The organism is Natrinema hispanicum, from assembly GCF_900111485.1.
GTDB lineage: Archaea > Halobacteriota > Halobacteria > Halobacteriales > Natrialbaceae > Natrinema > Natrinema hispanicum_A.
This window is the reverse complement of sequence record NZ_FOIC01000001.1, coordinates 65,386-89,459: the sequence shown is the minus strand read 5'-3', so window position 1 is coordinate 89,459 and position 24,074 is coordinate 65,386. Positions and strand designations below refer to the sequence as shown.

Annotated in this window: 29 protein-coding genes; 24 read left to right on the top strand and 5 right to left on the bottom strand. The window is 63.7% G+C overall.

Going from position 1 to position 24,074, the window contains the following annotated elements; translation table 11 throughout:
* Positions 1-56 precede the first annotated feature (56 nt).
* Both BSG09_RS00475 and BSG09_RS00470 read right to left on the bottom strand, forming a co-directional pair.
* Entirely contained in the window at positions 57-1,088 is a 1,032-nt protein-coding gene (locus BSG09_RS00475; RefSeq protein WP_092928982.1) for a phosphate signaling complex PhoU family protein, read from the bottom strand.
* Positions 1,089-1,243: 155 nt separating this feature from the next.
* A complete protein-coding gene (locus BSG09_RS00470; protein WP_092928980.1) occupies positions 1,244-2,464 on the bottom strand; it encodes an ATP-NAD kinase family protein in 1,221 nt (406 codons plus the stop codon).
* A gap of 149 nt (positions 2,465-2,613) precedes the next feature.
* Between BSG09_RS00470 and BSG09_RS21510 the strand changes: the two genes are divergently transcribed.
* The gene (locus BSG09_RS21510) at positions 2,614-2,742 is read left to right on the top strand and encodes a hypothetical protein (RefSeq protein WP_262488505.1); all 129 of its coding nucleotides are present in this window, start codon (positions 2,614-2,616) and stop codon (positions 2,740-2,742) included.
* A 10-nt stretch (positions 2,743-2,752) separates the two neighbouring features.
* On the opposite strand, the gene BSG09_RS00465 is transcribed toward BSG09_RS21510, so the two are convergent.
* The gene (locus tag BSG09_RS00465; protein WP_092928978.1) at positions 2,753-3,436 is read right to left on the bottom strand and encodes a competence/damage-inducible protein A; all 684 of its coding nucleotides are present in this window, start codon (positions 3,434-3,436) and stop codon (positions 2,753-2,755) included.
* Between the two features lie 134 nt (positions 3,437-3,570).
* Here BSG09_RS00465 and BSG09_RS21220 point away from each other — a divergent pair, with 134 nt between their 5' ends.
* The 4 genes from BSG09_RS21220 to queC all read left to right on the top strand — a co-directional run bounded on the left by BSG09_RS21220 (position 3,571) and on the right by queC (position 6,166).
* On the top strand, positions 3,571-3,927 hold the full coding sequence (locus tag BSG09_RS21220; protein ID WP_049911554.1) for a winged helix-turn-helix domain-containing protein: 357 nt from the start codon (positions 3,571-3,573) through the stop codon (positions 3,925-3,927).
* 216 nt (positions 3,928-4,143) lie between these two features.
* On the top strand, positions 4,144-4,623 hold the full coding sequence (locus BSG09_RS00455; protein ID WP_092928976.1) for a 6-pyruvoyl trahydropterin synthase family protein: 480 nt from the start codon (positions 4,144-4,146) through the stop codon (positions 4,621-4,623).
* A 1-nt stretch (position 4,624) separates the two neighbouring features.
* The gene (locus BSG09_RS00450; protein WP_092928973.1) at positions 4,625-5,419 is read left to right on the top strand and encodes a 7-carboxy-7-deazaguanine synthase QueE; all 795 of its coding nucleotides are present in this window, start codon (positions 4,625-4,627) and stop codon (positions 5,417-5,419) included.
* Between the two features lie 15 nt (positions 5,420-5,434).
* The gene (queC, locus tag BSG09_RS00445) at positions 5,435-6,166 is read left to right on the top strand and encodes a 7-cyano-7-deazaguanine synthase QueC (protein ID WP_092928971.1); all 732 of its coding nucleotides are present in this window, start codon (positions 5,435-5,437) and stop codon (positions 6,164-6,166) included.
* Positions 6,167-6,542: 376 nt separating this feature from the next.
* On the opposite strand, the gene BSG09_RS00440 is transcribed toward queC, so the two are convergent.
* Both BSG09_RS00440 and BSG09_RS00435 read right to left on the bottom strand, forming a co-directional pair.
* Positions 6,543-6,773: a hypothetical protein gene (locus tag BSG09_RS00440; protein ID WP_092928970.1), complete on the bottom strand. Its 231-nt coding sequence runs from the start codon at positions 6,771-6,773 to the stop codon at positions 6,543-6,545.
* The gene (locus BSG09_RS00435; protein ID WP_092928969.1) at positions 6,770-7,330 is read right to left on the bottom strand and encodes a DUF1802 family protein; all 561 of its coding nucleotides are present in this window, start codon (positions 7,328-7,330) and stop codon (positions 6,770-6,772) included. Before BSG09_RS00435 ends, BSG09_RS00440 begins: the two co-directional genes overlap by 4 nt.
* Before the next feature lie 174 nt (positions 7,331-7,504).
* On the opposite strand from BSG09_RS00435, the gene BSG09_RS00430 reads away from it, so the two are divergent.
* From BSG09_RS00430 to BSG09_RS00340, 19 genes are all read left to right on the top strand, one after another.
* Complete coding sequence (locus BSG09_RS00430; RefSeq protein ID WP_092928967.1) at positions 7,505-8,812, top strand: cobyrinic acid a,c-diamide synthase; 1,308 nt, start codon at positions 7,505-7,507, stop codon at positions 8,810-8,812.
* Positions 8,813-8,892: 80 nt separating this feature from the next.
* The gene (locus BSG09_RS00425) at positions 8,893-9,675 is read left to right on the top strand and encodes a beta-ketoacyl-ACP reductase (RefSeq protein ID WP_092928965.1); all 783 of its coding nucleotides are present in this window, start codon (positions 8,893-8,895) and stop codon (positions 9,673-9,675) included.
* 300 nt (positions 9,676-9,975) lie between these two features.
* Complete coding sequence (gene cbiT, locus BSG09_RS00420; RefSeq protein ID WP_092929450.1) at positions 9,976-10,554, top strand: precorrin-6Y C5,15-methyltransferase (decarboxylating) subunit CbiT; 579 nt, start codon at positions 9,976-9,978, stop codon at positions 10,552-10,554.
* Positions 10,551-11,291: a cobalt-factor II C(20)-methyltransferase gene (locus BSG09_RS00415; RefSeq protein WP_092928963.1), complete on the top strand. Its 741-nt coding sequence runs from the start codon at positions 10,551-10,553 to the stop codon at positions 11,289-11,291. Before cbiT ends, BSG09_RS00415 begins: the two co-directional genes overlap by 4 nt.
* Positions 11,284-12,189, top strand: a complete 906-nt coding sequence (locus BSG09_RS00410; protein ID WP_092928961.1) for a cobalt-precorrin-4/precorrin-4 C(11)-methyltransferase — start codon at positions 11,284-11,286, stop codon at positions 12,187-12,189. The genes BSG09_RS00415 and BSG09_RS00410 overlap by 8 nt, the downstream gene beginning before the upstream one ends.
* 3 nt (positions 12,190-12,192) lie before the next feature.
* A complete protein-coding gene (cbiG, locus tag BSG09_RS00405; protein WP_092928959.1) occupies positions 12,193-13,176 on the top strand; it encodes a cobalt-precorrin 5A hydrolase in 984 nt (327 codons plus the stop codon).
* Positions 13,173-14,045: a precorrin-3B C(17)-methyltransferase gene (locus BSG09_RS00400; RefSeq protein ID WP_092928957.1), complete on the top strand. Its 873-nt coding sequence runs from the start codon at positions 13,173-13,175 to the stop codon at positions 14,043-14,045. The genes cbiG and BSG09_RS00400 overlap by 4 nt, the downstream gene beginning before the upstream one ends.
* Positions 14,046-14,050: 5 nt before the next feature.
* Entirely contained in the window at positions 14,051-15,028 is a 978-nt protein-coding gene (gene cobJ / locus BSG09_RS00395; protein WP_092928955.1) for a precorrin-3B C(17)-methyltransferase, read from the top strand.
* 1 nt (position 15,029) lies between these two features.
* Positions 15,030-15,296 (top strand): ferredoxin, encoded by a 267-nt coding sequence (locus tag BSG09_RS00390; RefSeq protein WP_092928953.1) that lies wholly within the window; start codon positions 15,030-15,032, stop codon positions 15,294-15,296.
* On the top strand, positions 15,293-16,048 hold the full coding sequence (locus BSG09_RS00385; protein ID WP_092928951.1) for a cobalamin biosynthesis protein: 756 nt from the start codon (positions 15,293-15,295) through the stop codon (positions 16,046-16,048). Before BSG09_RS00390 ends, BSG09_RS00385 begins: the two co-directional genes overlap by 4 nt.
* A 13-nt stretch (positions 16,049-16,061) precedes the next feature.
* A complete protein-coding gene (locus BSG09_RS00380) occupies positions 16,062-17,294 on the top strand; it encodes a CbiX/SirB N-terminal domain-containing protein (protein ID WP_092928949.1) in 1,233 nt (410 codons plus the stop codon).
* A 53-nt stretch (positions 17,295-17,347) separates the two neighbouring features.
* Entirely contained in the window at positions 17,348-17,719 is a 372-nt protein-coding gene (locus BSG09_RS00375) for a DUF3209 family protein (protein ID WP_092928947.1), read from the top strand.
* A 2-nt stretch (positions 17,720-17,721) separates the two neighbouring features.
* On the top strand, positions 17,722-18,996 hold the full coding sequence (locus tag BSG09_RS00370; RefSeq protein WP_092928945.1) for an outer membrane protein assembly factor BamB family protein: 1,275 nt from the start codon (positions 17,722-17,724) through the stop codon (positions 18,994-18,996).
* 105 nt (positions 18,997-19,101) lie between these two features.
* Positions 19,102-19,980, top strand: a complete 879-nt coding sequence (locus BSG09_RS00365) for a hypothetical protein (protein WP_092928943.1) — start codon at positions 19,102-19,104, stop codon at positions 19,978-19,980.
* On the top strand, positions 19,977-20,453 hold the full coding sequence (locus tag BSG09_RS00360; protein WP_092928941.1) for a hypothetical protein: 477 nt from the start codon (positions 19,977-19,979) through the stop codon (positions 20,451-20,453). Before BSG09_RS00365 ends, BSG09_RS00360 begins: the two co-directional genes overlap by 4 nt.
* 44 nt (positions 20,454-20,497) lie before the next feature.
* The gene (locus tag BSG09_RS00355; RefSeq protein ID WP_092928939.1) at positions 20,498-21,352 is read left to right on the top strand and encodes a hypothetical protein; all 855 of its coding nucleotides are present in this window, start codon (positions 20,498-20,500) and stop codon (positions 21,350-21,352) included.
* An 80-nt stretch (positions 21,353-21,432) separates the two neighbouring features.
* Positions 21,433-22,197: a hypothetical protein gene (locus tag BSG09_RS00350; protein ID WP_092928937.1), complete on the top strand. Its 765-nt coding sequence runs from the start codon at positions 21,433-21,435 to the stop codon at positions 22,195-22,197.
* Positions 22,198-22,396: 199 nt separating this feature from the next.
* Positions 22,397-23,320 carry an ABC transporter substrate-binding protein gene (locus BSG09_RS00345; protein WP_092928935.1) on the top strand — a complete coding sequence of 308 codons (924 nt, stop codon included), beginning with the start codon at positions 22,397-22,399 and terminating at the stop codon, positions 23,318-23,320.
* A gap of 43 nt (positions 23,321-23,363) precedes the next feature.
* Complete coding sequence (locus BSG09_RS00340; protein ID WP_092928933.1) at positions 23,364-24,035, top strand: ABC transporter permease; 672 nt, start codon at positions 23,364-23,366, stop codon at positions 24,033-24,035.
* Positions 24,036-24,074: the final 39 nt, after the last annotated feature.

Here is a 24,074-nt window from a genome sequence, read left to right as displayed (position 1 = left end):
CTGAGCGGTTCTGGGACCCTCTCGGCTGGTCGCCGGACACTCACCTACCGATCAGCTCACTTGATCGTGGTGTGTTCGGATTCCTCGTTGAGCGCGAGGTTCGCCGCGATTTCTGCGTTTCGCATCGCGTACTGGGCGGTTTGCTGGAGGCTGACGAGCACTTCACGGACACGAAGCAGATCCTCGTTTGGCATCTCCGGGAGCTCGGCCAGGATTTCCTGTTCTCGGTTGGCGATATCGTGGAACAGCTTCCGGACCTCGTTGGATTTGTTGTAATCGCGTTCGACGGCTGCCTCGACAGCCCGGGACGTGATTTCGTCGACCATCTCGTTCAGTTCGCGAATCTCACGCATCACTGAACTGTCGACGTTTAACGTGTGGCCTTCGGTCTCCATGACGATATCGCCGATGTCCTCGGCGTTGTCCGCCGTGAGCTCTAAGTTCTTCGCGATCGACCGGTAGCCAATCAGCGGGAAACCGCTGTTCAGCCCGACCGCTCGCGCGAGATTCGGGTTCTGGTAAGCCGTAAAGATCAGGCGCAACAGGAGCACGAAGATCTTGTTGGCCTGTCGTTCCCGGTTCAGGGCGCGCTGGGCCAGATCGGGGTTGCCGTGGGCCAGTGCCTTGATCGACTCGCCGCGCATCGTCTGGCCCGTTCGCTCGAGGCGCTCGAGTAGGTTATCGAGCGTGAAGTCTTCGGGGTCGACCGAACAGCGGATCGAGATGCTCTCGGGCGTTTCCTCGATGACGCCAAGCCCCATGAGCTGTGTTTCGGCCTGATAGACCGCGTTGATGTGATCCGAGTCGAGCGCACCGTCTTCGCGCTCAATGCGAATGATACGCCGTCCGAGCACGTACTGGGCGACGATCGCACGCTCGACAGCGCTTGCGTCTAAGTTGTCGGTGTGGATGATCGCTTCCGTCTCCTCCGTGCTTGCGGACTCGGGCATCACGGTCAGGGTCCCCTTGCCGCTGGTCCGCAACGACACCTCATCGCCCTTCTCGACGTCGTGTTCGGACGCCCACTCCGCGGGAAGGGTCATCGCGAGTGTTGACGGGCCGAGTCGTTGCACTTTCCGCGTTTCCATATCACACCGTAGGCTTGACCCGACCTTAATCTTGACTATATGGTCATTATCTCGAGTGCGATCGTTATATGGTTGTGATTGATGGCCGTTATGAATCGACCCTTAAATCATTCACACGGTACCCCTGCAAAACAGCCAGTGAGCAGCGTGACACGTCAGGACACGGGCATCATTCGCGTTGTGAACCGCCCGGTTCGCACCTGTTGCCACCCTCGGAGGTCATCGTCGAGTTCCTCGTCGTCGGTGTCGACGTGAAGCGAGTCGATCCCGTCTAGCTTCTCGTCCGAGGCGACGACGGCGATCTCGTCGGCCTGACGGATCACTGGCGGTGAGATCTGGTGGTTTCCGCGACCGAAAAGAAAGCCCTGTCCGCCGATCGGCGAGACGACGATCGTCACCGGATCCTCGAGGACCTCGAGGAGATCCGTTTCCGCAGCGTCGCGGGCAAGTACCGTCCCCTCGCGCCCGTCGGAGTCGCGTTCGGAGTCAGTTTTGTCCGGTTCGGTATCGGCTGCGGCCCGCCAGACGTCGACGCCCAACGGCGAGGCATCGATGCCCAGTGCCGCCTCGATCGCACCGACGGTGCTCCCGGGGCCGAAGACGTAGGTCCGACCAGGTTCGACCTCGCGGGCGAACCCCGTCGCCAGCGAGTCGACGCTCCCGCTCGAGACCTGCTTGCTCGATTGGAGATCCGGCGCGACGGGGACCGGCACGATCGCCCGTAGCGCCGTCCTGACCTCACCCTCGCGGTAGGCGTCCTCGTCGATGTCGTTGACTTCGCGGGGTTCGACGCGGTCGAACTCGGCGGCGATCCGGCCGGCATCGGCCGGCGTCACGCCGAAGACCGACGAATAAATCTTGACGCCGGCCGGGACGCCAAGCATCGGCGTCTCGGCGACGTCTCGCGGTGTCGCTGCGACCCGCTCTGCCTCCGCAGTGGTTGCGTCTTCGAGCACGTCGGCGACGTCGACGGCAGTGCCGTCGCCACCGACGAACAGGATCAGTTCGACGTCGTGCTCGAGTACCGCACGGACGGCGCGCCGGGTATCGGCTGCCGTCGTCTCGGCGTTCGCAGGGTCGCCGGGCCGTGCCGGATCGACAGCGTCGTCCTCACGGACTGTTGCTGGATCGTAGACGACCGTCGGCTCGTAGCCAGCGTCCCGAGCTGCCCGTTCGCCCATCACACCGGCGGCGGTGTAGACGGTGAGCTCGGGTGCCCGCCGATGGAGCGAGCGCAACGCTTCGCGTGCCCGCTCCGGCGCTCGCGGCTCGGCACCGCGACGGCGCGCCTCCTCGAGTTTCCCGTCGGTCCCCTTCAGCCCGACCCGACCACCCATCCCGGCGATCGGGTTGACGACGACGCCGATGGATTCCATACTCGAGCGTCGCACGCCAGCCGGAAAGCGATATCGTGTCGCCGACCGGAGAGATCACCGTCGTCGCGGCTCAGCGAGCAGGCGGCGACGGAGCAAGCGACGCGCACGATTTCTGAAGGATTAAGAGGGATGCGGTCCGAGCGCCAACCATGACCACACTGATCGATGCCGCTGTTCTTGCGACGGAAACGCAGCTCCCGATGAACATCGTCGGCTGGGGCGCACTCGCGCTGGGCCTGTTCGTCGTCATCGCCTGGACGCTCTATCTGTACCGCTGACAGCACCGGGTTACGGTGATTCGACCCGCTCACGCAGCCACGCGGCCGCGTCAGCAACGGTCGTTTCGTCAGTCCCTTTGAGCTCGATCCGGACCGAATCGCCCGGATAGCTCCCGACGGAGACGTCGAACCGCTCTCGCAGTTCGGCAATCCGATCGAGGAGTGCGCTTTCTGGTTCGTCGGCGACGATCGCCTCGCGGTAAGTCGCCGTCCCGGCGAACTCGTCTGCAATCGTCTCGAACATCGCCTTCATTTCGGCGGGGACGCCGGGAAGCACATAGACACCTTCGAGTGCGGCACCGGGGGCGACGCCCGCGTCGTTATGCAGCGCCCGCGCACCCGCCGGCAGTTCGGCGGTCCCGGCCACGAGATCGTCGCGGCTGTACCCGTCCGCCGCGAGCCAGGCGAGGGCCTCGTCGTGTTCCTCGAGGTCGCGCCCGAGGGCGGCAGCGACGCCCTCCATCGTGAGGTCGTCGTGGGTCGGCCCGAGCCCGCCCGTGACGATGACGGCGTCGTACTCGGCGCGGTACTCGTTGATAACGCGAGCGATGTCGCTAACTCGATCCGGAACCGTCGTGACGCGCTCGACGCCGACGCCACGATCGTCGAGTTGCTCGCAGAGCCACGTAGCGTTCGTATCCGTCGTTCGTCCGGCAAGCAGTTCGTCTCCGACCGTCACGACCGCGACATTCATACCGGGGCGTTTGCACCCGTGGTTCAAATGCATCTCGCCCACCTCTTGTTTCGAATACTGTCATATCGCTATGATCTTCGATAAAGTGGTAGTAACCACAAGATTCAATTCTGATAATTAGTAACGAAAGGAGTATGTCTCGGAGTCAGATAAAACAAACCGAGGGGGACTCGGCTGCAGTGCTCTCCGCATTGGGGAGTAAATATAGCGTAGAGATACTCTGTGCAGCAGGGACACCGAAATCTGCGCAAGCGCTCAGCGAAGATATCGAAATTCCGATTGCAACCTGTTATCGTCGGATCGAAGAACTCGTTAATGCAGGCCTATTGACATGTGAGGGGCGGCGACTATCCGATGAGGGAAGACGAACGAACATCTATCGCCGAACGTTAGACGAGATCGAGATCGACTTCTCGGACGAGACGCCCGAATTCTCGCGCAAACGTCGTACCGAGGCGAAAAACAGGCTTCAAGACCAACTCGAGAGCTGAGGCGGCCGCCGCCGGTCAACGACCGCGCGAGCACGTTCTCGAGTCGCCACCGACGATGCTCGCGTGATCGAGACGAAACCTGATTTTGTGGGCGGCAACCGTGTCGTGGCGACGCCGATCGAGTACCGTTTCTCCCGGCGACACACGACGACCACGTCCGGGAGCAGGTCGGCCCCAAGCGGCCATCCTTAAGTATTCTCGAAAGAATATCGAAGTATGACCACTCCCGCTGAGACATGTGACGCCGGACCAGCCACCACGACGGATGACAGTGTCGTCGGGCACCGTCGTGTCCTCCATGTCGGCCGTGATCGTCCGATCAGAATCAGCACCGGCCACCGGATTCGGCATCATGACGGCAAGTGTTCGCGACCGCATGGCCACAACTACGAAATATCCGTCACCGTCGCGGGACAGCTGACCGAGGAAGGATGGATCGCCGACAAAGGTGATATTACCGACGTCATCGACGAGTGGGACCACATGTTCCTGCTCGAGGCCGGCGATCCCCTCATCGAGGCCTTCGAGGCGGCCGGCGACGACGATGCAGTCATCGTTCTCGAACACCCGCCGACGGCCGAGGTAATGAGCGTCGTCCTAGAGCGGAAACTCGCGGCGGCCCTCCCCGAGACCGTGACCGACATCGCGGTACAGGTCAACGAGACGAGTGAACTCTGCGGGGGGAGCACGCTCTGAGATGCCGGTTTCTAATTCCGTTGACCGTGAGCCCGGCCGCGAGACCGACGGCGAGCGCAGTGGCGACGAGTCAGCCGACGGCTTGCCGATCAACGAGTTGTTCTACTCGCTGCAGGGAGAGGGTATCCTCGCCGGCGTCCCGTCGATGTTCGTCCGCACGAGCGGCTGCAACCTCCGGTGTTGGTTCTGTGACTCCTATCACACCTCCTGGGAGCCGACTCACGCTTGGATGAGCCTCGAGGAGATCGTCGCAGAGATCGAGGCTTCCGACGCCGATCACGTCGTCCTCACCGGCGGTGAACCACTGCTCCACGAGGCCAGCGTCGCCTTGCTCGAGGCGCTTGACGACCGGGGCTACCACACCACCGTCGAGACTAACGGGACGATCTACCGGGACGCGCCGATCGATCTCGTCTCCGTGAGCCCGAAACTCGCAAGCAGCACGCCAACGCCCGAACGCGATCCGTCGGGGGAGGGTGAGTGGGCCGAGCGCCACGAAGCCGATCGGATCGATATCGACGCACTCGCTCGGCTGGTCGCAGAGTACGACTTCCAGCTCAAATTCGTCGTCACTGACGCCGACGACATGCCGGAGATTCTCGAGTTGCTCGCGGACCTGCGAGCGGCTGCCGATGTCCCGATCCCCGATGAGGACGTCCTCTTGATGCCCGAAGGGGCGACCCGCGAACGACTCGCCGAGACGCGTAGCCGCGTCGCCGACCTCGCGATGGAGTACGGCTTCCGGTATACGCCGCGACTGCACGTCGACCTCTGGAACGATGCGCCCGAAACGTAACCGTTCGACCTCACGATGACTGATACATCACGCGACTCCGCAGCTGACGAATCGACCACGAAACGCGCCGTCGTCCTCCTCTCCGGCGGGATGGACAGTGCCACCGCCGCCTACGAGGCCCGCGAGCAGGGCTACGAGATCTACGCGCTGCACACCTCCTACGGCCAGCGAACCGAGGATCGCGAACTCGAGTGCGCTCGCCAACTCGCCGACGACCTCGACGCGGCCGACTTCCTGCGGATCGAGACCGGCCATCTCGCGGCGATCGGTGCCTCGAGTCTCACCGATGACGAGCTGGCCGTCGAAGACGCCGACTTAGAGAGCGACGAAATCCCATCGTCGTACGTCCCCTTCCGAAACGCGAACTTGCTCGCGATGGCGGTCTCGTATGCAGAGGCAAACGACTGTGATGCGGTGTTCATGGGTGCTCACAGCGAGGACTTCTCTGGCTATCCTGACTGCCGTCCCGAGTTCTTCGAGGCCTTCGAACACGTGGTCGACGTCGGCACGAAACCCGCAACCGAGATCGCGATCGAAGTGCCGTTCGTCGAGCACTCGAAGACCGACATTGCCGCACGCGGTGTCGAACTCAAGGTTCCCTACGAACACACGTGGAGTTGCTACCGCGAGAACGAACCCGCCTGTGGGACCTGTGATGCGTGTGCCTTCCGGCTCCAGGCGTTCCAGCGGATCGGCGTTCGTGACCCGATCGAGTACGCCGAGCGGCCATCGTACGTCGACGACTAGCGATCGCGTCATGAGACTACCGGACAGCAGTCAATACGAAGCCGGTCGCGAATTTGCGGCCGGCTTCACATCGTTCTGTCCGGCAGTATGAAAATCGGTACCGCGTCCGGTACCGAGTGCCCCCAAACGGCCACGCGAAACGGTGCTCAGATCCTCGTTCGTGCTTTTCTCTCTCCGTTCTTCGAGGACGCGTGGCCTGTGTATCATCGGTGCTTGACACACGAGACAGCCTCTCAATCACCAGACTTGCTATCGCCCAGTGACAGGGATGACTCCGCGCTGCGCTATCATAAATAATGTGCTTGTGAATGTCACGCATTAATATCTCGGCTCAAAGGGACCACGCGTTGGCCTCGCGACGAAAACCGGCAGACTGCTATTCGTCGCCTTCGTATTCGCGCAATACCGTCGACACGGTATTCGACACGTTCTCGAGCGCGACAGCGTTCGTCTTCCGAAGCTCTCCCTGCTGGCGGGCCGCCTCGAGGTGGCGAAGCGCCGCACGAAGATGCTCGCTGGTCTCGGTGTCGGTCGTGTCGGTCATGGTGGTTCGAGGGAGCGGTCGTAACGGACTCGAGCGGTTAAACTCGTCGGTGGTGTCGGTCACTCGAGCGCGTCGCGAACCGCCGCCCGGCGTTCGGCGAACGTCGCGTCATCCAGCACCGGTGTGGCTGATTCGCGGTCGATCGCGACGTCCTCGGCTAAGTCAATCCAGGCCCGACAGCCCCGGTAGCTGCCGCGTTCCTCGATCAGCCGCGGTGACGCGAGTTCTGATACCCGGAGCAACAGCACCCGCAGCTCGTCGTCCGGCCCGTACTTGTCGCGCAGGCCGTCGGGCGTGTAGACGTAGTGGCGGGCCAGGGCCTCGAGGTCGTTGCTCGAGACGGTGTACTCCTCGCAGACGTCGGCGAGTGCGCGGATCGGCACGCCGGCATCGGGTTTGGTGCTCGCCCGGTGGTAGTAGTCCTCGTAGCCGGCCTGATAGCGGGCCGGCTCTTGGTGGCTGTAGGCCGGGTAGAGAACGAACGGCTCATCGATCTCGCCGGGATCGAGCGTCGGATGGCGAACGAGGACGGTCTGTACGCCGTCGATCAGGGCGTTGACGACGCCGGCACGCTCTTTCAGCGCAGGCATCGAGTCACTCGTGGAGTCGATGGAACTCATATCTCCGGCCAATGCAAACGACATACAAGTATCCTGTCGGTTGGCAGTGGGTGTCGACGGATTCAAGTATACTTGTACTAACGCAATTACAATGATGCTAGTGGGCTCTGCCGCGCTCTCGCGGACGCAGACTGCAACTGCAGGGACGGCTGTCGTCGTCCCGGTGTGGAACCGATGAAGGGGTTCGTCCTCGGCGGCGTCAGCTCCGGCGTCGGGAAGACAGTCGCGACGCTGTCGATCATGCAGGCGCTCGAGGACGCCGGCCACGCGGTCCAGCCGGCCAAGGCGGGCCCGGATTTCATCGATCCGAGCCACCACGAGGCGATCGCGGGCCGCCCCTCTCGGACGCTGGATCTCTGGCTCGAGGGGGCAGACGGCCTCCGCCGGAATCTTCAGCGCGGCGCAGGTGACATCTGCGTCGTCGAGGGCGTCATGGGCCTGTACGACGGCGACGGCTCGAGCACCGCAATGGTCGCCGAAGCCCTCGATCTTCCCGTGGTTCTTGTGGTCGACGCCAAGGCGGGGATGGAGAGCGTCGCGGCGACCGCCCTCGGCTTCCGCGAGTATGCCGACGCGATCGGCCGTGACATCGATGTCGCCGGCGTCGTCGCCCAGCGTGCCCACGGCGGCCGCCACGAACAGGGGATTCGCGACGCCTTGCCCGACTCTCTCGAGTACTTCGGCCGGATTCCACCCTCGAGCGACCTCGAGATCCCTGACCGTCATCTCGGGCTCGAGATGGGCGACGAGGCTGCGCTGCCACGCGAGGCGCTCGCGGATGCCGCGGAGTCGCTGCGGGCCGACCGACTGGCGGCCGTCGCAAGCGAGCCACGCGCTCCGGAGACGCCGATCGAGCCTGCCGAGTTGGTCGACACGACGGTCGCCGTCGCCAGCGACGCGGCCTTCTGTTTCCAGTATCCGGCGACGATCGAGCGGTTCCGCGAGCGAGCCGACCTGGTTACGTTCTCGCCACTCGCGGGCGATTCTGTGCCCGAGTGCGACGCGGTCTATCTCCCCGGCGGCTACCCCGAACTCCACGCCGCCGAACTCGAGGCGGCCGGCACGCTGGCCGACCTGGGCGAACGCGCCGCTGAGGGGCTGCCAGTGCTCGGGGAGTGTGGCGGCCTGATGGCCATGACTCAATCGCTGACGACGGCCGAGGGTGAGACGAGCGCAATGGCTGGAATCCTGCCTGCGGACGTGACCATGTGCGACCGCTATCAGGCGCTCGATCACGTCGAACTCGAGGCCATCGAGGGAACGCTGACGGCAGCCGCCGGTGAGACGATTCGAGGCCACGAGTTCCACTACTCGAGTGCTGACGTCGACGGCGATGCCCGATTCGCATTCGAGACGGTCCGTGGTGATGGCATCGACGGCGACCACGACGGCCTGACCGAGTACGACTCGCTCGGCACGTACGTCCACGTTCATCCCGAGAGCGGGGCGTTCGATCGGTTCCTCGAGCGTGTCGGTCGGTGACGATATAACACTTACACTGCCATTCACGGATTTTGAAACTCGGTCGAATAGTTAACACGTGTGACAGCGTACCACTAGCCATGGCTGAAACAGTCCAGCGCCTCGAGCCCTTAGAGCGCAAGCCGCTGACCGACCGCACCTGTCTCGTGACTGGCTCTTCGCGCGGGATCGGTCGCGAGATCGCGTTCGAACTCGCCCGTTGTGGTGCCGACGTGGCGGTCAACTATCGCTCCTCGGACGAACTGGCCCGCGAGGTCACAGAAGCGATCGAAGAAAACGGCGAGACGGCTGTTCCCGTTCAGGCGGACGTCTCCGATCCAGCAGAGGTCGAGCGGATGGCCGAGGAAGTCCGGGCGGAACTCGGCGAAATCGATGTCCTCGTCAACAACGCGGGCATCACCGTCGATCGGACGTTCGAGAACATGACCTACGAGGACTGGCGGACAGTCATCGACGTCAACCTCAATGGGGCGTTCAACTGCACGAAGGCGTTCTACGAGGACATCAAGACATCCAATCATGGCCGGTTGATCAACATCTCGAGCGTCGTCGGCCAGCAGGGTAACTACGGCCAGGCGAACTACGCGACCTCAAAAGGCGGCCTCTTTGCGTTCACGCGGACGCTCGCGCTGGAACTCGCTGCCCACGACTCAACAGCCAACTGCGTTGCACCCGGCTTCACGGAGACGGATATGCTCGAGAAGGTCCCCGAACGCGTCCAGGAGAAGATCCGCGAAGACATTCCGCTCGATCGGTTCGCCGAACCCGAGGACATTGTCGGCATGGTTCGCTTCCTCGCCGGCGATCAGGCGCAGTACATGACCGGGCAGGTGCTTGGTATCAACGGCGGCATGGAGTGGTAATCGCGCGGTAGTCGCGTTTGCTCGGGTCGCTGGAACTGACTCGAGTCTCGTTTTAAAGTCCGTCTCGAGTTCGAGACGACGGCGTCTCAGACGGGCTCCTGTCAGTCAGTGACGGCCGGCCGCGACCCGCACTGCGGCCGGGCCGGGACAGCAGCCCGTATCAGTCGAACGTTCTCGGTGGGCTGACTGTCCGTTCGCATTTGACAACGGGAGTTGTGCTACTCCAAGTGTAGCTGGGCAACCGTAGTTGGTCTACTCCAAACAAAATTGTTTTAGGGTCGGGCTGACTTCCCACGGATGATGCCACCCATCGCGCTTCCACACGACGCGAAGGCCGGACCGACCAAGCCGGAGGTCCGGGCCGTCGTCGGCTCGAAGCTCGCACTCGAGCCAGACGACCACTTCGCGGAAGTCGGCTCCTGTACCGGAGCCATCACGATCGAAGCCGCACAGCGAGCCGGGCGGGTGACCGCCATCGAGCGGAAATCCGAGCGTCTCGAGACGACGGAGCAGAACATCGCCGCCAACGAGGACTCGATTCGCGCGGATATCGACCTGCGTAACGCGGAAGCGCCCGCGGGACTGCCCGACGACGCCGACGCGCTCTTTCTGGGCGGCAGCCGCAACTTCGAAGCGGTGCTCGACCACGCCGTCGACACGGAAATCGATCGCGTCGTGATGAACGTCGCGCGACTCGAGGTCGCCGGCAGAGCGACCGAGGCCTTCCGCGAGCGCGACCTGCTCGAGGAAGTCGTCCAGTTCCAGGTGAGTCACGGCTACGAACTCGCCGGCGCGACGAGCTTTAATTCGGACAACCCGGTCTACATGCTGGTCGGGAGCGCAACCCCGGACGAGAAAAGCGACGAGGTGAGCCGATGACGCTGTACGGCATCGGACTCGGCCCCGGTGAGGCCGACCTCGTCACGGTTCGCGGAAAGGAAGTCCTCGAGTCGGCTGACGTGGTCTACTCGCCGGGCCGCCTCTCACGGACGGTTGCACTGAACCACGTCGACGAGTCGAAGATCGGGGATCTCGACTTCCCGATGACGAAAGACGAGGAAAAGCTGCGCCGGGCGTGGAAGGAAGCCGCGGCGGAGATCGCTCCGAACGCACGCGACGGCGACGTCGCGTTCGTGACGCTCGGCGATCCGAACGTCTACTCGACCTTCGGTCACCTGCGCCGGACGATCGACGCGTTCCACCCCAACGTGGACCTCGAGATCGTCCCCGGCGTCAGTGCCGTCACCGCGTTCGCGACCGCGATGGGAGTCGAAATCGAAGCCGGCGCGGGGCTCTCGCTGCGAGAGGCCGCCGCCGGCGTGAGCCCCACGGGCCCGGATCGGATGATCCTGTTCAAAGTCACCGACGCACCCGCGACCCACGAGGGGCTCGTCGAGGCCGGCTACGACGTGACCTACGGCCGCCGGCTCTTCATGGAGCAGGGCGAGACCATCATCACCGACGATCCCGAGACGATCGACGAGCGCGACTACTACACGCTCGCCTACGCCGAAAAGGAGGATCTCGAGGTCGAACAGGCGACGGCCGCCTTCGAGACCGAGGCAAGCGACGCCGGCGGCCGTTCTGCGACAGCAGCGGAGGAAACCGATGACTGACGAGACACCCAACGACCCGCAGGACGCGATCGACTCACAGAGTGACCGCCGCCGTGAGGAACTGGACGATCGGATCTTCGAGCACAGCGCCGGCGACGACCAGGAGGGCGTTCCCTTCGTCGGGGCCGGCCCCGGCAACCCGCGCCTGCTGACCGTCGCGGGCAAGGAACTACTCGAGGAAGCAGACCTCGTCGTCCACGCCGGTTCGCTGGTCAACAGCGAACTTCTCGACGAGTACTGTTCCCACGCCGAACTGGTAAACTCAGTCGGGAAGGATCTCGAGGAACTCATCCCCCTGATGCGGGACGCCTACGAGGACGGCGACAACGTTGTCCGACTGCACAGCGGCGATCCCGCGATCTACGGGGCCGCACTCGAGCAGATGGACGCGTTAGAACACGAGGGCGTCCCGACCTACTTCGTGCCGGGCGTCACCTCGGCATTTGCCGCGAGCGCAACGCTGCGAACCCAGTTGACGCTCAACGAGGTCTCGAATCACGTCGCCTTCACCCGACCGCAGGGCAAGACCCTGACCGAGGAGGAAGACCACATCTCCGAGTTCGTGGAGATGGGCGACGTGACGACCTGCATCTATCTGGGGACCCACGCGGTTCGCGATACGATGGATCGGTTGCTCGAAGATGACCACGACCCAGAGACGCCGGTTGCGGTGATCTACCACGCCTCCTGGCCGGACGAGGACGTGATTATCGGCGACATCGGAACGATCGCCGACAAGGTCGAGGAAGCCGGCTATCGCGCCTCGGCGCTGGTCGTCATCGGCGACGCCGTGACCGGCGCGGGCTACGAGCGTTCCTTCCTCTACGGCGACTGGGCGAATCGCGGCGCTGACTCGAGCGACACGACCGAATCGGAAACACAGGCAGGAGACGACTAACCTATGAGCACGGACAATACGAACGAAGATTCGGGATCGGATTCGGGCGGCCACTGTTCGACGCCGGATTCGGATGGCGAAGTCGCCGAGGAGATCGCGATCATCTCCTTCGGCCGGAAGATGGACACCGCTGAGGAGATCAAAGCCGAAATCGGCGATCGCTACGAGACGATCGACATCATCGAGTACCACGGCGACGTCTTCGAGGAGCACTGGGGCGAGTACGACTGCTTCATCGGCCTGATGGCGTCGGGCATCGCGATGCGCAAGACGGCCCACCTGCTCGACGACAAGTGGGAAGACCCCGCCATCTGTGTCGTCGACGAGGAACTGACGTGGGCGATCCCGATCACGGGCGGCCACCACGGCGCGAATCAGGTCGCACAGGACCTGGCGACGATGGGTGCCGTCCCGGCCATGACGACGGCGTCGGAGGCCGCTGGCAAGCAAGGCGTCGAGTCGAAGGCGAAAGCGATGGACGCCCACGTCGTCAACGGCGACTCGACGGTCAAGACGAATCTCGCCGTCCTCGACGACAATCTCGGTCCCGTCGCCCGCCTTGAGGGTCCCAAAGCGGTGCTGGTCGGCGACGACGTCACCGTCCTCAAGCGCAACAAGGACGACGGCGTCGTCATCGGCACCGGCAGCGTCTCCGGCGCGAGCAAGGAGTCGTTCCTCGACGCCTGGGAAGAGGCGCTCGCACAGACCGATTACGACCTCGACGACGTCGAGTTCGTCGGGACCGCGACCCGAAAGGAAGACGAGGAGGGCCTGCTCGCAGCGGCCCAGGAACTCGATCTGGGCGTCGTCGCGTTCGACAAGGAGACGCTACTCGACCACGAGGGACCGACCCCCTCGAAATCGAAGGAGCTGATCGGTTGGCCGGGCGTCTCGGAAGCCTCCGCGATCGCCGGCGGCGCTGAACAGGAACTCGTCCTCGAGAAAATCGGCTACGAAAACGAGGTTACGGTGGCGATCGGCCGATGAGTTCCGACGCTGATTCCACACCCGCCGATGGCACCCCCGCCGACCACGGCACCCTTTCCGTCGTCGGCATCGGCCCTGGCCTACCGGAGCATATGACTCTCCGGGCCAAGGAGGTCATCGAATCGGCGGACGTCGTTATCGCCTCGAGCCTCTATCAGGAGTTCCTGCGTGACGACGGGACGCTCCCGCCGGAGGACGCTGTCGACGACGACGGTATCGCGACTCGCGAGGACGGCTTCGAGCAGGAAATCGTCCGCTCGACGATGGGACGGCAGATCGAACTCGCTCGCGCGGCGTTCGACCACGTCCGAGAAGGAAAGGACGTGGCCCACGTCTCCGGCGGCGACCCGTCGGTCTACGGCAAATCCGACCTCATCTTCAAGATGGCCGAGGAAGACGATGCGACGGACATCCCGATCGAGATCGTCCCCGGCCTGACGGCGGCACTCGGCGGCTCGGCGAACGTCGGCGCGCCGCTGTGTAACGACTTCTGTACGATCTCGCTGTCTGACAAGTGGCGCGGCTGGGACGAGATCGAGGAGAAACTGCGGGCGGCCGCAATCAGCGACTTCGTGATCGTCCTCTACAACTGCTGGCGCAACTACGAAGAGGCCGTCGAGATCGTCCGCGAGGAGCGGACCGACGACGCCTACGTGGCCATCGTCAACGACGCCGGCCGCGAAGACGCCGGCCGCAACGGCGAGAGCCACTTCATTACGACGCTCGGCGAGGCCGCCGACCACGACGACAAGGTCTCCGGAATGGGCACCTCGCTGATCATCGGCAACCACGAAACCGAAACCTGGAGTAACGACGACCGAACGTACCTTGTCACCCCGCGCGGCGGGCGTGACGTCGACGATTTCTAATATCCATGAGCACGGACACCGACGCAGACGCTGACGACGAATCGACTTCCAAGTGTGGCGCATCGAGCAGCACCGACGACTCGAGCACCTCCAAATGCGGTGGCTCTTCGAGTTCCAGTTCTTCGTCCTCGAGCAAGTGCGGCGCTTCCAGTTCCGACGATGACTCTAACGAGCAGGAAGTCGGCGCAACGGTCGACGACTTCGACGCCGAGCCCGGCCAGCTGATCGCCGTTGGCCTTGGCCCCGGTCATCCGGAGGGGATGACCGAGCGCGCGAAAGACGCCCTACTCGAGGCCGAGCACATCGTCGGCTACACGACCTACATCGAGCTAATTCCCGACGAGATCACGGAACAGGCCGACGACATCTACGACACGCCGATGTGTGGCGAAGTTTCCCGAACCGAGGAGTCGATCGACCGCGCGCTCGCGGGCAACGACGTGGCGATCGTCGGCAGCGGCGACCCCAACGTCTACGCACTTGCGGGCTTGGCACTCGAGATCCTCGAGTCGAAGGGCGCAACGGCCTCGATGGTCGACTTCGAGGTTGTGCCTGGCGTCCCGGCGGCCCAGTCCTGTGGTGCCCGCCTGGGTGCTCCCCTCGTCAACGACACCGTCTCGGTCTCGCTGTCGGACCACCTCGTCCCGATGCCGGAAATCGAGTCGCGGCTGCACGCAGTCGCGAGCGAGAACTTCACGATCACGATCTACAACCCCTGGAGTCGCAAGCGCCGGGAGAACTTCGAGAAGTGCTGTGAAATCCTGCTAACTCACCGCGACGAAGACACGCCCGTCGGTATCGTCCACGGCGCTGGCCGTGAGGACGAACAGGTGATGATCACCGAACTCGGCGAACTCGAGGACCTGGGTGAAAGCGAGATCATCGACATGACGACGACGATCGTCGTCGGTACCGAGGACACCTACGTCTGGGACGACCGGATGGTCACGCCGCGGGGCTACGAGACGAAGTACGACTACTGACATGCCACGATACGAAGTCACCATCGAGAAGGACGCCTGCGACGGCATCTTCGCCTGCCTGACCCGCGACCCGCGGTTCGTCGAAGGCGACGACGGCCTCGCAACGGTCGACCCGGACGCCGATCCGGTCTACGACTGCGAGGGCGAAGTCACCGACACCACAGAACGGGTCGTCGCGACGTTCGACGACGACCGCATCGAGGAAGCCCAGCAGGCCGCAGCAGCCTGCCCGACAGATGCGATCATCGTCGAGGAGGTGGGCGAATGAGCGACGCCGACCCGACGGCTGACGGCGACGCCTTAGAGATCGCGGTCCCGTCGGACCCGCTCGCGGGCCACCCAGCGACGGCGTACTTCTGGGGCCACGTCGCCGGCAGTGGGAGCGTGGTTCGGAGCGAAGCGAGAACCACGGACAGCGAACGGCGAAGCCGTGAGCACCTCGAGGTCGTCACCAACGACGAGGAATCCGCGCAGGTGCTCGCTGCGATCGCGGGCGGCGATCTCGAGCACGAGACGACGACCCGCGAGTACGCTCACGACACCTCGATCACGCGCACCGAAGACGAGTACACGCTGTCGATCGGCGACGGAGATGATGGAAGGCTGTTGGGTCGAAACAGCACACTCTCGCTCCCCGTCGATGGCCGCGGCAACTACCGGTTTGGCGCGTTCTCGAGTCACGATCGGGAGCTCCTTCGGGGCCTGCTCGAGGGCTGTGGCACCATCTGCTTCAAGTCTTCGAGTGGCACTGTGGGCATTTCGTTCGTCCACGACGACCGCGAACTGCTCGAGGCGACGCAGGAGTTGATCGCCGACTGTCCGATCGACGCCCCCACGGGCGACCTTTCGGCGACCTCGTCGGGTGGCTACTGGTTCGGCGTCGACGACGACGCGGTCCCCGAGTTCGGCACCTGGCTCTACGAGAACTGCGAGGAAACCGGCCTGTTCGCGCCGAGTCGCCGCCGCAAGCTCGAGCGGAGCATCGAGCAAGCGTCGGCGTACGACGGCGACGAGCCGTAATCTTTCGAGATCGATGAGCACACCTGACGACTCCACGCCCGCGACGGTGGCCGGCTTCGACGACGAAGCCGTCCTCCTGATCGGTCACGGTTCCCGTCGCGAGAAATCGAACGAACAGGTCCGCAAACTGGCCGCCGGCCTCGAGTCACGGCTCGGGATTCCGGTCGACGCCGCGTTCCTCGAACTCGCGGAGCCGTCGATCGACGAGGCCTTCGCGGGACTTGCACCCGTCGCCGATCAGGTGACGGTCGTCCACTGCTCGCTTTTTGCCGCGAGCCACGTCAAAAACGACGTGCCGCTGGCGATCGAGCAGGCCCGCGCTGAACATGATATCGCGATCAACAACGGCGCACATCTGGGGGTTCATCCCGCCATCTTGGATCTGCTGGACGACCGCGCCGCTGCCGTCGAACGCGAACTGGGCGTCGACCGCGCCGACGATGACGTCGCTGTCGTCGTCTGTGGGCGAGGCTCGAGCGATCCCGACGCCAACGGCGATGTGCACAAACTCGCACGCTTGCTGTTCGAGGGCCGGGATTTCGACCGCGTAGAGGCGACATTCATCGGTGTCACGGAGCCGACGCTCGAGGACACCTTGCATGGGCTCTCGAAGCACCGTCCCGACGCTGTCGTCGTGTTGCCGTACATGCTCGGCGACGGCGTCCTCACCCAGCGGGTCCGCGACTGGACCGCCGAGTTCGACGAGGACTATCCCTACGTCGACGCGCTGGCAGGCGACCCGCTCGGGACGGACTCGCGGCTGCTCGATGTCTTCGCCGATCGCTGGCAGGAGGCGCGGTCGGGCAGCGTCGAGATGTCCTGTGACACCTGCAAGTACAAGGTCGACCTCGAGGGCTACGAGGAAGACGTCGGCGGCGCTCGCGCCATGTTGCGTGCGCTAGCCCACCAGGAGGCCCACGCCGACCGCGAGGATATCGACGACGAGCCCCACAGTCACGACGCGCCCGAAAAGCACGTCGCGGTCTGTACCAACCAGACCTGCGCGAAGATGGGCTCGCCAGCGGTACTCGAGCGCCTGCGTCAGGAGGTCCGGGACTCCGAACACGCCGACGCCCGAATCACGCGGTCGTCCTGTCTCGGCCGCTGTGGCGACGGGCCGATGGTCGCGGTCTACCCCGATGGAATCTGGTACGGCGACGTCGCGGACGACGACGCCGAGCGGATCGTCGCCGACCATCTCGATCGGGACCGCATCGTCAGCGATCTCGTCGATCAAACGTTGTAGCGAGTGGTATCGCCTACCGAACCGACACACGACCGACCACCACGAACTCACCTATGAGCTGCCACGAAATCGAAGCACTACGACTCGGATTGATGAACGTCCTCGGCGTCGGGGACGACAGCGCCCGCGAGCACGCGGAGAAAGAACTCGAAGGCCACCTCGAGGGCCCGATTCAGGGTCTCGTGGAGGCCGACAGCCTCACGGAACTCCAGCGTCACCTCGACGCGGCGCTGGTCGACTTAGAGGAAGAGGTCGCTACGATGGACAGCGACGACCCGGAATACGATTACACGCGAGGGCGACTGCTGGCGGTTCGTGACGCCGAGCGAGCGGTCGGGCGGCTGGCCACGCAAGGCGAGAGTATCGTCGACGGACTCGGTGATGCCCACGACACCCTCCACGAGACGTTTCCGGTAGAGGAGTGACGATGGCTGAACCTGCACCCGAACACGACAGCGGGGTCGATTTCCAACGGGGGCCGCTCGGAGAGATCGAACCGGCGCGGAGCCGACACATGTGGACTCGATCCGCGGTCGGCGTCGCCGAGTCGGGCGACCTCGTCGTCACCGGCGAGTGGGACGGCACCGTCACTGCCCGTGATGCCGACTCGCTCGAGACCCGCTGGACGGTCGACCATCCGGACCACGCGGTCGGCATCGCGTCGCTCGAGCACGACGAGACGATCGTCGTCGCCGGCCGCGGCGACACCGGCGCGATCGCAGCCTACGACGCCGAGACGGGCGACCAGCGCTGGCGCTACGACACCGCCGACGACGTTGGCGAGGCAGTCAAAGACACCGTCTTCTACCTGCCCTACGTCGTCTCGCTCGAGACCGGCACGGACGCCGACGGCAACGAGCGACTCTATGCTGCCGCACGCCGGTACGAACGTGACGGTGAGACGCGACAGTGGCACAGCACGATCTATGCGTTCGACACCGACGGCGAGGTCTGCTGGACCTACGAAACCGACGCCTCGCCGATCGCGCTCGACCTCGACGCTGACGGTGAGCGCCTCGCGGTGGGCTACAACCGCTGTATGGGCGATCACGACACCGGACTCGTTGTCCTCGAGAGCGACACGGGCGAGCTCGCGTGGACCTGGGACCCCGGCACCGACGGCGACCGCCGCGTCGGCGACGTCTCCTTCGACGGCGAGACGATCGCCGTCTCGAGTCACGGTGACAAACGCGGCTATCTGCTTGGCCCCGGCGGTGCCGAGCGCTGGCACGTCGATCTCGCGGTCGAAACCGAGATCAAGGGCGAGACGCTGTATGCCTATCCGAACCACGCCTACGCGAACGACGGCCGGGTGGCGTTCGTGACCGGCAACACCTACGCTGCGGAGAGTCGCGAAACCGAGAGCCGGCATCCGAACGAACACCGGGTCGCCGCGTTCGACGCTGACGGCGACCTCGTGTGGGACGATACGGTTCGCGGGTTCGTCCACGGGCTGGCTACCGACGGCGATCGGCTCGTCGCGCCCTGTGCTCAGAACTTCCGGGTTCGCGATCCAGACACCCACGCCGTCCGCTGGTTCGACCTCGAGTCCGGCGCGGAGGGAGTCGAACGCATCGATGGAATCGCGACGGCAGCTGCCGTCGCCGACGACACCGTCGCTACGATCGAGGAACCTGTCGAGTACCACGACGAGGGAGCGACGCGCGGCGAATACGCGCTTTGTGTCGGCTCGCTCGAGTAGTCTCGACTGGGGTTTCGAGAGCGGTGTTTCTGCCACGCTGTGCCGACTAGTCGCATACGCAAGGCCAACCGCCACAACGGTCACGACCCTCTGCTTTTCCGTATAATGACCGATGAGTTCGCACATAACGGATTCGAGGAACGCTTGGATTCTGAGCGGGGCGAGCGTTCCTCGAGCCGTCCTGACTGTGCTGTGCATGCGGCAGGGCCGCCACGCCAAGTATTGACTGACGGCGGACAGGCGGAGATGGAAGCATCGGAAGACGAAACGGCCGACAGTGATGCTGAGGGAGACGCCGAAGAAGCACCCGAAAACGAAGAAACCGAGGGTGAAGGCGAGGAAGAGATAGAAGAGCCGGAAGCAGAGGTGGCAGAGGAACCGGAAGCGAAAGAGGAGACAAAGGAGGAAGCAGAAGAATCGGAAGCGGAAAAAGCGGAGAAGGAAGCAGCAGAAGACGACTACCACGTCGAAGACGCCGAAGATGTCTATCAAGACGAGGCGGTTGCGGGTGTTCTCCACCTCGACCTCGACGGCCTGTTCCTCGATTTGCTCGGCCTCGAGGTGAACCTGAATCCGGTCACGCTCGACGTCTCGGCGAGACCGGGTGAGAACAACCTGCTCGGGAACCTCCTTGCAGCGGTCTCGGGGCTCTTCAACGGGGCCGGTGGCATGCTCGAGACGGTGGAGTCGCTGCTGAACAAGCCAAGTGAATTCCTCGATGCCCTGTTCGGGGATCGTGGTGCCGACGATGAGACGGAAGGCGAAGGCGCAGAACCGGGTGACGACTCCCCCGGTCGTATCTCCAGAGCGATCGGCTGGCTCAAAGAGAAGCTGGCCGCGTTCGTGCCTAGCTTCCCCACCGAGGAGATCGTGGCAGCGATCGTCAGTGAAGTGATCGAACAGGTAGTCGAACGATTTGAGCCCGAACGACCCGAAGAGACCAGCGAACAGCGGGAGCCGTCACAGGCGGAGGCAACAGCATGAGCGACAGCACACTGACCCAGCGGATCGATACCGAGAAGATTAGCGACAACGTCGACGTCGATGAACTGGTCGAAGGAACCCAGTGGGAGGACGAAATCGACGGGGACAAGCCGCTCGGCGAAGCGCTGGGCGGGCAGATCGGCGCGATCCTCGGACGAGCGATCGGCGAATCCCTTGGACGGACGATCGGGGACATGGTCGTTGACGAACTCCTCAGTTCCAGCGAAGAGGAAGCCAAAGCGGACATGGCTGAGGAACCCGCCGAGGAAGGCAAGGAAACCGATGAGGAGGACGAAACGGGTGAAGAGACCGCCGAGGAAGGCGACGAAGAAACCGAGGCCGAGGGAGCAGGCGAAAGCGACGGCGATGAATCCGAAGACGACACCGAGGCAGAAGGTGACTCCGAGTCGGACACGGAGGACAATGAATCGGCGGACGAAGAACCGGAGCAATCGACCGAAGCCGAAGAGTAACACTGTGACCCGGGAAAATCACGCGTTCCACGGATCCAATCGAGGTGGTTATCGTGAGTAAGGAATCCGGACTGAAGGGAATGGTTGCCGATGAGGTCAGCAACCAACTCGATGTCGCCGATGTGCTCGGTGATGGGAGTATCGAAGACAGTATCGACGGCGGCGACGTCGGCGCAGCGGTCGGTTGTCAGTTCGGCGAACAGTTCGGACGTGATGTCGGCGCGTCGGTCGGCCGGAACGTCCACGAGACGATCGCTGCCGGCGTCGACGAAGGAAAGGAACTTGGCGAGATTCAGGACGACCTCTCGACGGCGATTCGAGACGCCCTCACGGAGTCGTTCTCTGAGATCGAGGGCCGCGATTCGCTCGAGTCGATGGCCAAAGGCGTCACCAACGGGAGCAGCGTCGAAGGACTCCTGGACGGTACCGGTGGCGACGAGCGTGAGGAACAGACTGAACCACAGGACGAGAAACCGGCGGACGAAGCGGAAGAACGGGAAAACGAAGACACAGAGCGCGACGAAACGGACGCCAAAGCGGTTGTCAAAGAAGCTGCCGACAAAGCAGGAGCGGCAGTCGAGGGAACTGCTGACAACGCGAGAGAGACAGCCGAAGATGTTACGACCGAATCCAAGGAGGCGGCCGACGAAGCCGACTCGTCCGGCGATGGCAAAGACGAGTCGTCGATGAAGCACCTCGAGGACCTTCGGAAGGACACGCTCGAGGATTTCCTCGGCGTGATGTCCTACGACGACCTGCAGTCGGTCGCGAAGGACGTCGGCGTGAAAGCGAACCGCAGCCGCGAGGAGATGACTGGCGAAATCATCGAGACGGTGATGGACGATGAGTCGGACTCGGACTCGAGCGAGGAGTCGGAACCGGCGGCTGAAGCCGAGTAATCGAGGGACACACACCGCCCAAGCGTCGAACGAGGGACAGACGACACGACTAGCGGCGCGGTGAGATCGGAGGGGCACCCATGACTGACTCGCAACTACAGGACCGAGTGCAGGAGATACTGACCGAGGCCGGCGCATCGAGTGGCTCGCTCGTCGCTGGCGATGGCGGCGACGAGGCGGCCGAGACGGAGTTATTCGAGACCGCAACCGAGGCGAACGACCTCCTCGAGTCAGCCGACCCCGACGAGTTGCTTACAGCAGTCGGCTTAGACACACTCGAAGACGGAACCGAACCGGGTTCGATCCCCGAGGCTATCGCCCGGGGTAAGCAGGAGCACGTCGCGGACCTCCAGCGGTTGCTTCGGCTCGCAAACCTCGCCGATCGTGCTGACGAGGACTGCCTTGAGGTGCCAGTCAGCGACCTCCGGGAGACGATCAGCGAACGGACAGCATCGGCTGCCGGAGACGAAGAACAGGGTGTCGGCGGGGATCGATCGGACGAGTTAGCGGCCGACGAAAGTGACGATGCGGAGGAGACGGCCGCCGATCTCGAGGATCGCCTTCGATCGTCGATGAAGACCTCGTTTGAGCAGTTCGGTGACGAGATCCGGCAGCTCAAAGCGCGACTCGAGACGGCAAGCGCCGGCACACCCAGTCGTGAAGGTGCCAACGCCGAAACTGCGGACGACGAGGGCCTCGCGGAAACCGGACGCGGCGGTGATCGGAACCGCGGAACGGCGTCGGGCAGTCCGACGAGTCACTCCACGCTGGCACCGCCGCCGTCGGAGCGAGCGGACATGCAGGGGACTGGGCGATACTCGACGATGCCGGACAAACACGAGTAGCTGGTCTGGGGATTCGAGACGAACGCCGTCGTGGCGGTCGCACAGGTCGGGTAGCGCTCTGCCGGTGGCTTCCGGCCGTGTCGGTCAGCGTGCGTAACCGGAAGCCGTTATTTTTCTCCTCAAATCGGGCGCTCGAGCGAACGATGTAACCATTTGTGCCCCAACGTTTATACAACTGCGATCCATCGTTGTTTCCGATATGGAATATCGACGACGAGCGTTCTTAGGGGCAGGTGCGACTGGGCTCACGGCGGCCATCGCGGGCTGTCTGAATAGCGGGAGCGACGGCAACGAGGGGTCGATCGCTGGAGCGGAACTCGCACTTGCGACGACCACGAGTACGTACGACACGGGACTGCTCGACGAGATCAACGCCGAGTTTCAGGATCGATTCGGGGTGCAAGTCGCGGCAAACGCACAAGGGACGGGGCAAGCGATCGAGTCCGCTCGGAACGGAAACGCAGACGTGATCCTCGTCCACGCACGCTCACAAGAAGACGAATTCATGCGGGACGGCTACGGTGTCAATCGTCGGGATCTGATGTTCAACGACTTCGTCGTCGTCGGCCCGAGCGACGATCCAGCCGGCGTGGGCGATACCGAACAGGCGACGGCCGCATTCGAGGCCATCGCCAGCGCACAAGCGACGTTTGCCTCCCGCGGCGACGACTCGGGGACCCACACCAAAGAAAAAGTGATCTGGTCCGAAGCCGGTATCGAGCCAAGCGGCGAGTGGTACCAGGAAACCGGCAGCGGCATGGGGAATACGTTGACTGTCGCGGATGAATCGAGCGCGTATACGCTCGCCGACCGGGGAACATTCCTCTCGATGCAGGATAACATCGACCTCGAGATTCTGCTTCAGGGCCCGATCGAGGGTGGACCGGAACTGCTCTCGAATCCCTACGGGATCATGGCGGTCAACCCCGAGATCCACGACAACGTCAACTACCAGCTCGCGATGGCCTACATCGGCTTCTTTACCAGCCCCGAGGGACAGGAGCTCATCGCGAACTACACTGCGAACGACCAGCAGTTGTTCTTCCCGGAGGCGCTGTCGGAAGATCCGGACTTCCAGCAGTACGTCCCCGAGGGATGGCAGCCGGATTCGGGCGGCGAGTGATCGCCGGGTTCACAGACCAGCCACACGGACAGATCACCAACTGATGCCATTCGAACCGATCGCCGAACCGAACTATCTCCGGAGTGTCATTCGCGTCTCGCTGACGGTGAGTCTGACGGCCATCTTCGTGAGTACGCTGGTGAGCCTGCCGATCGCGTTCCTCATCGGCTTTGCCGACTTCCGTGGGAAGCGCCTCGTGACGGCGATCATCAATACAGGGATGGGCTTTCCAAGCGTTGCCGTCGGACTGTTCGTCCTGCTATTTATTTCGACCGACGGCCCGCTCGGATCGCTGGACCTCGTCTACACGCCGGAGGCGATGATCATCTCGCAGTGTATCCTCGCCGCGCCGGTGATCACGGGCGTCGCGCTTTCGGCAGTCGAGAGTGTCGACGACGCGGTTCGTGATACCGCCTACGGTGTGGGTGGGACCCGTACGGACGTGGCGCTTATCACACTCAAAGAGGCACGTTACGGCGTTATAACTGGAATTCTCGCCGGCTTCGGACGGGCAATCAGCGAAGTTGGGTCAGTCCTCATCGTCGGCGGGAACATCGCCTACGCCGATGGCACGTCGAAAACCCGCACCATCACGACCGCAATCACGTTCGAGACGCGTCGGGGCGAGTTCGAGACGGCGCTGGCGCTCGGTGCCGTCTTGATCGCCCTCGTCTTGCTCGTCAACGGAATCGTCATGCGACTCGGTGGTCGATAACCATGAGACGGACGAACGACCGCTCCTCGAGACGACTGC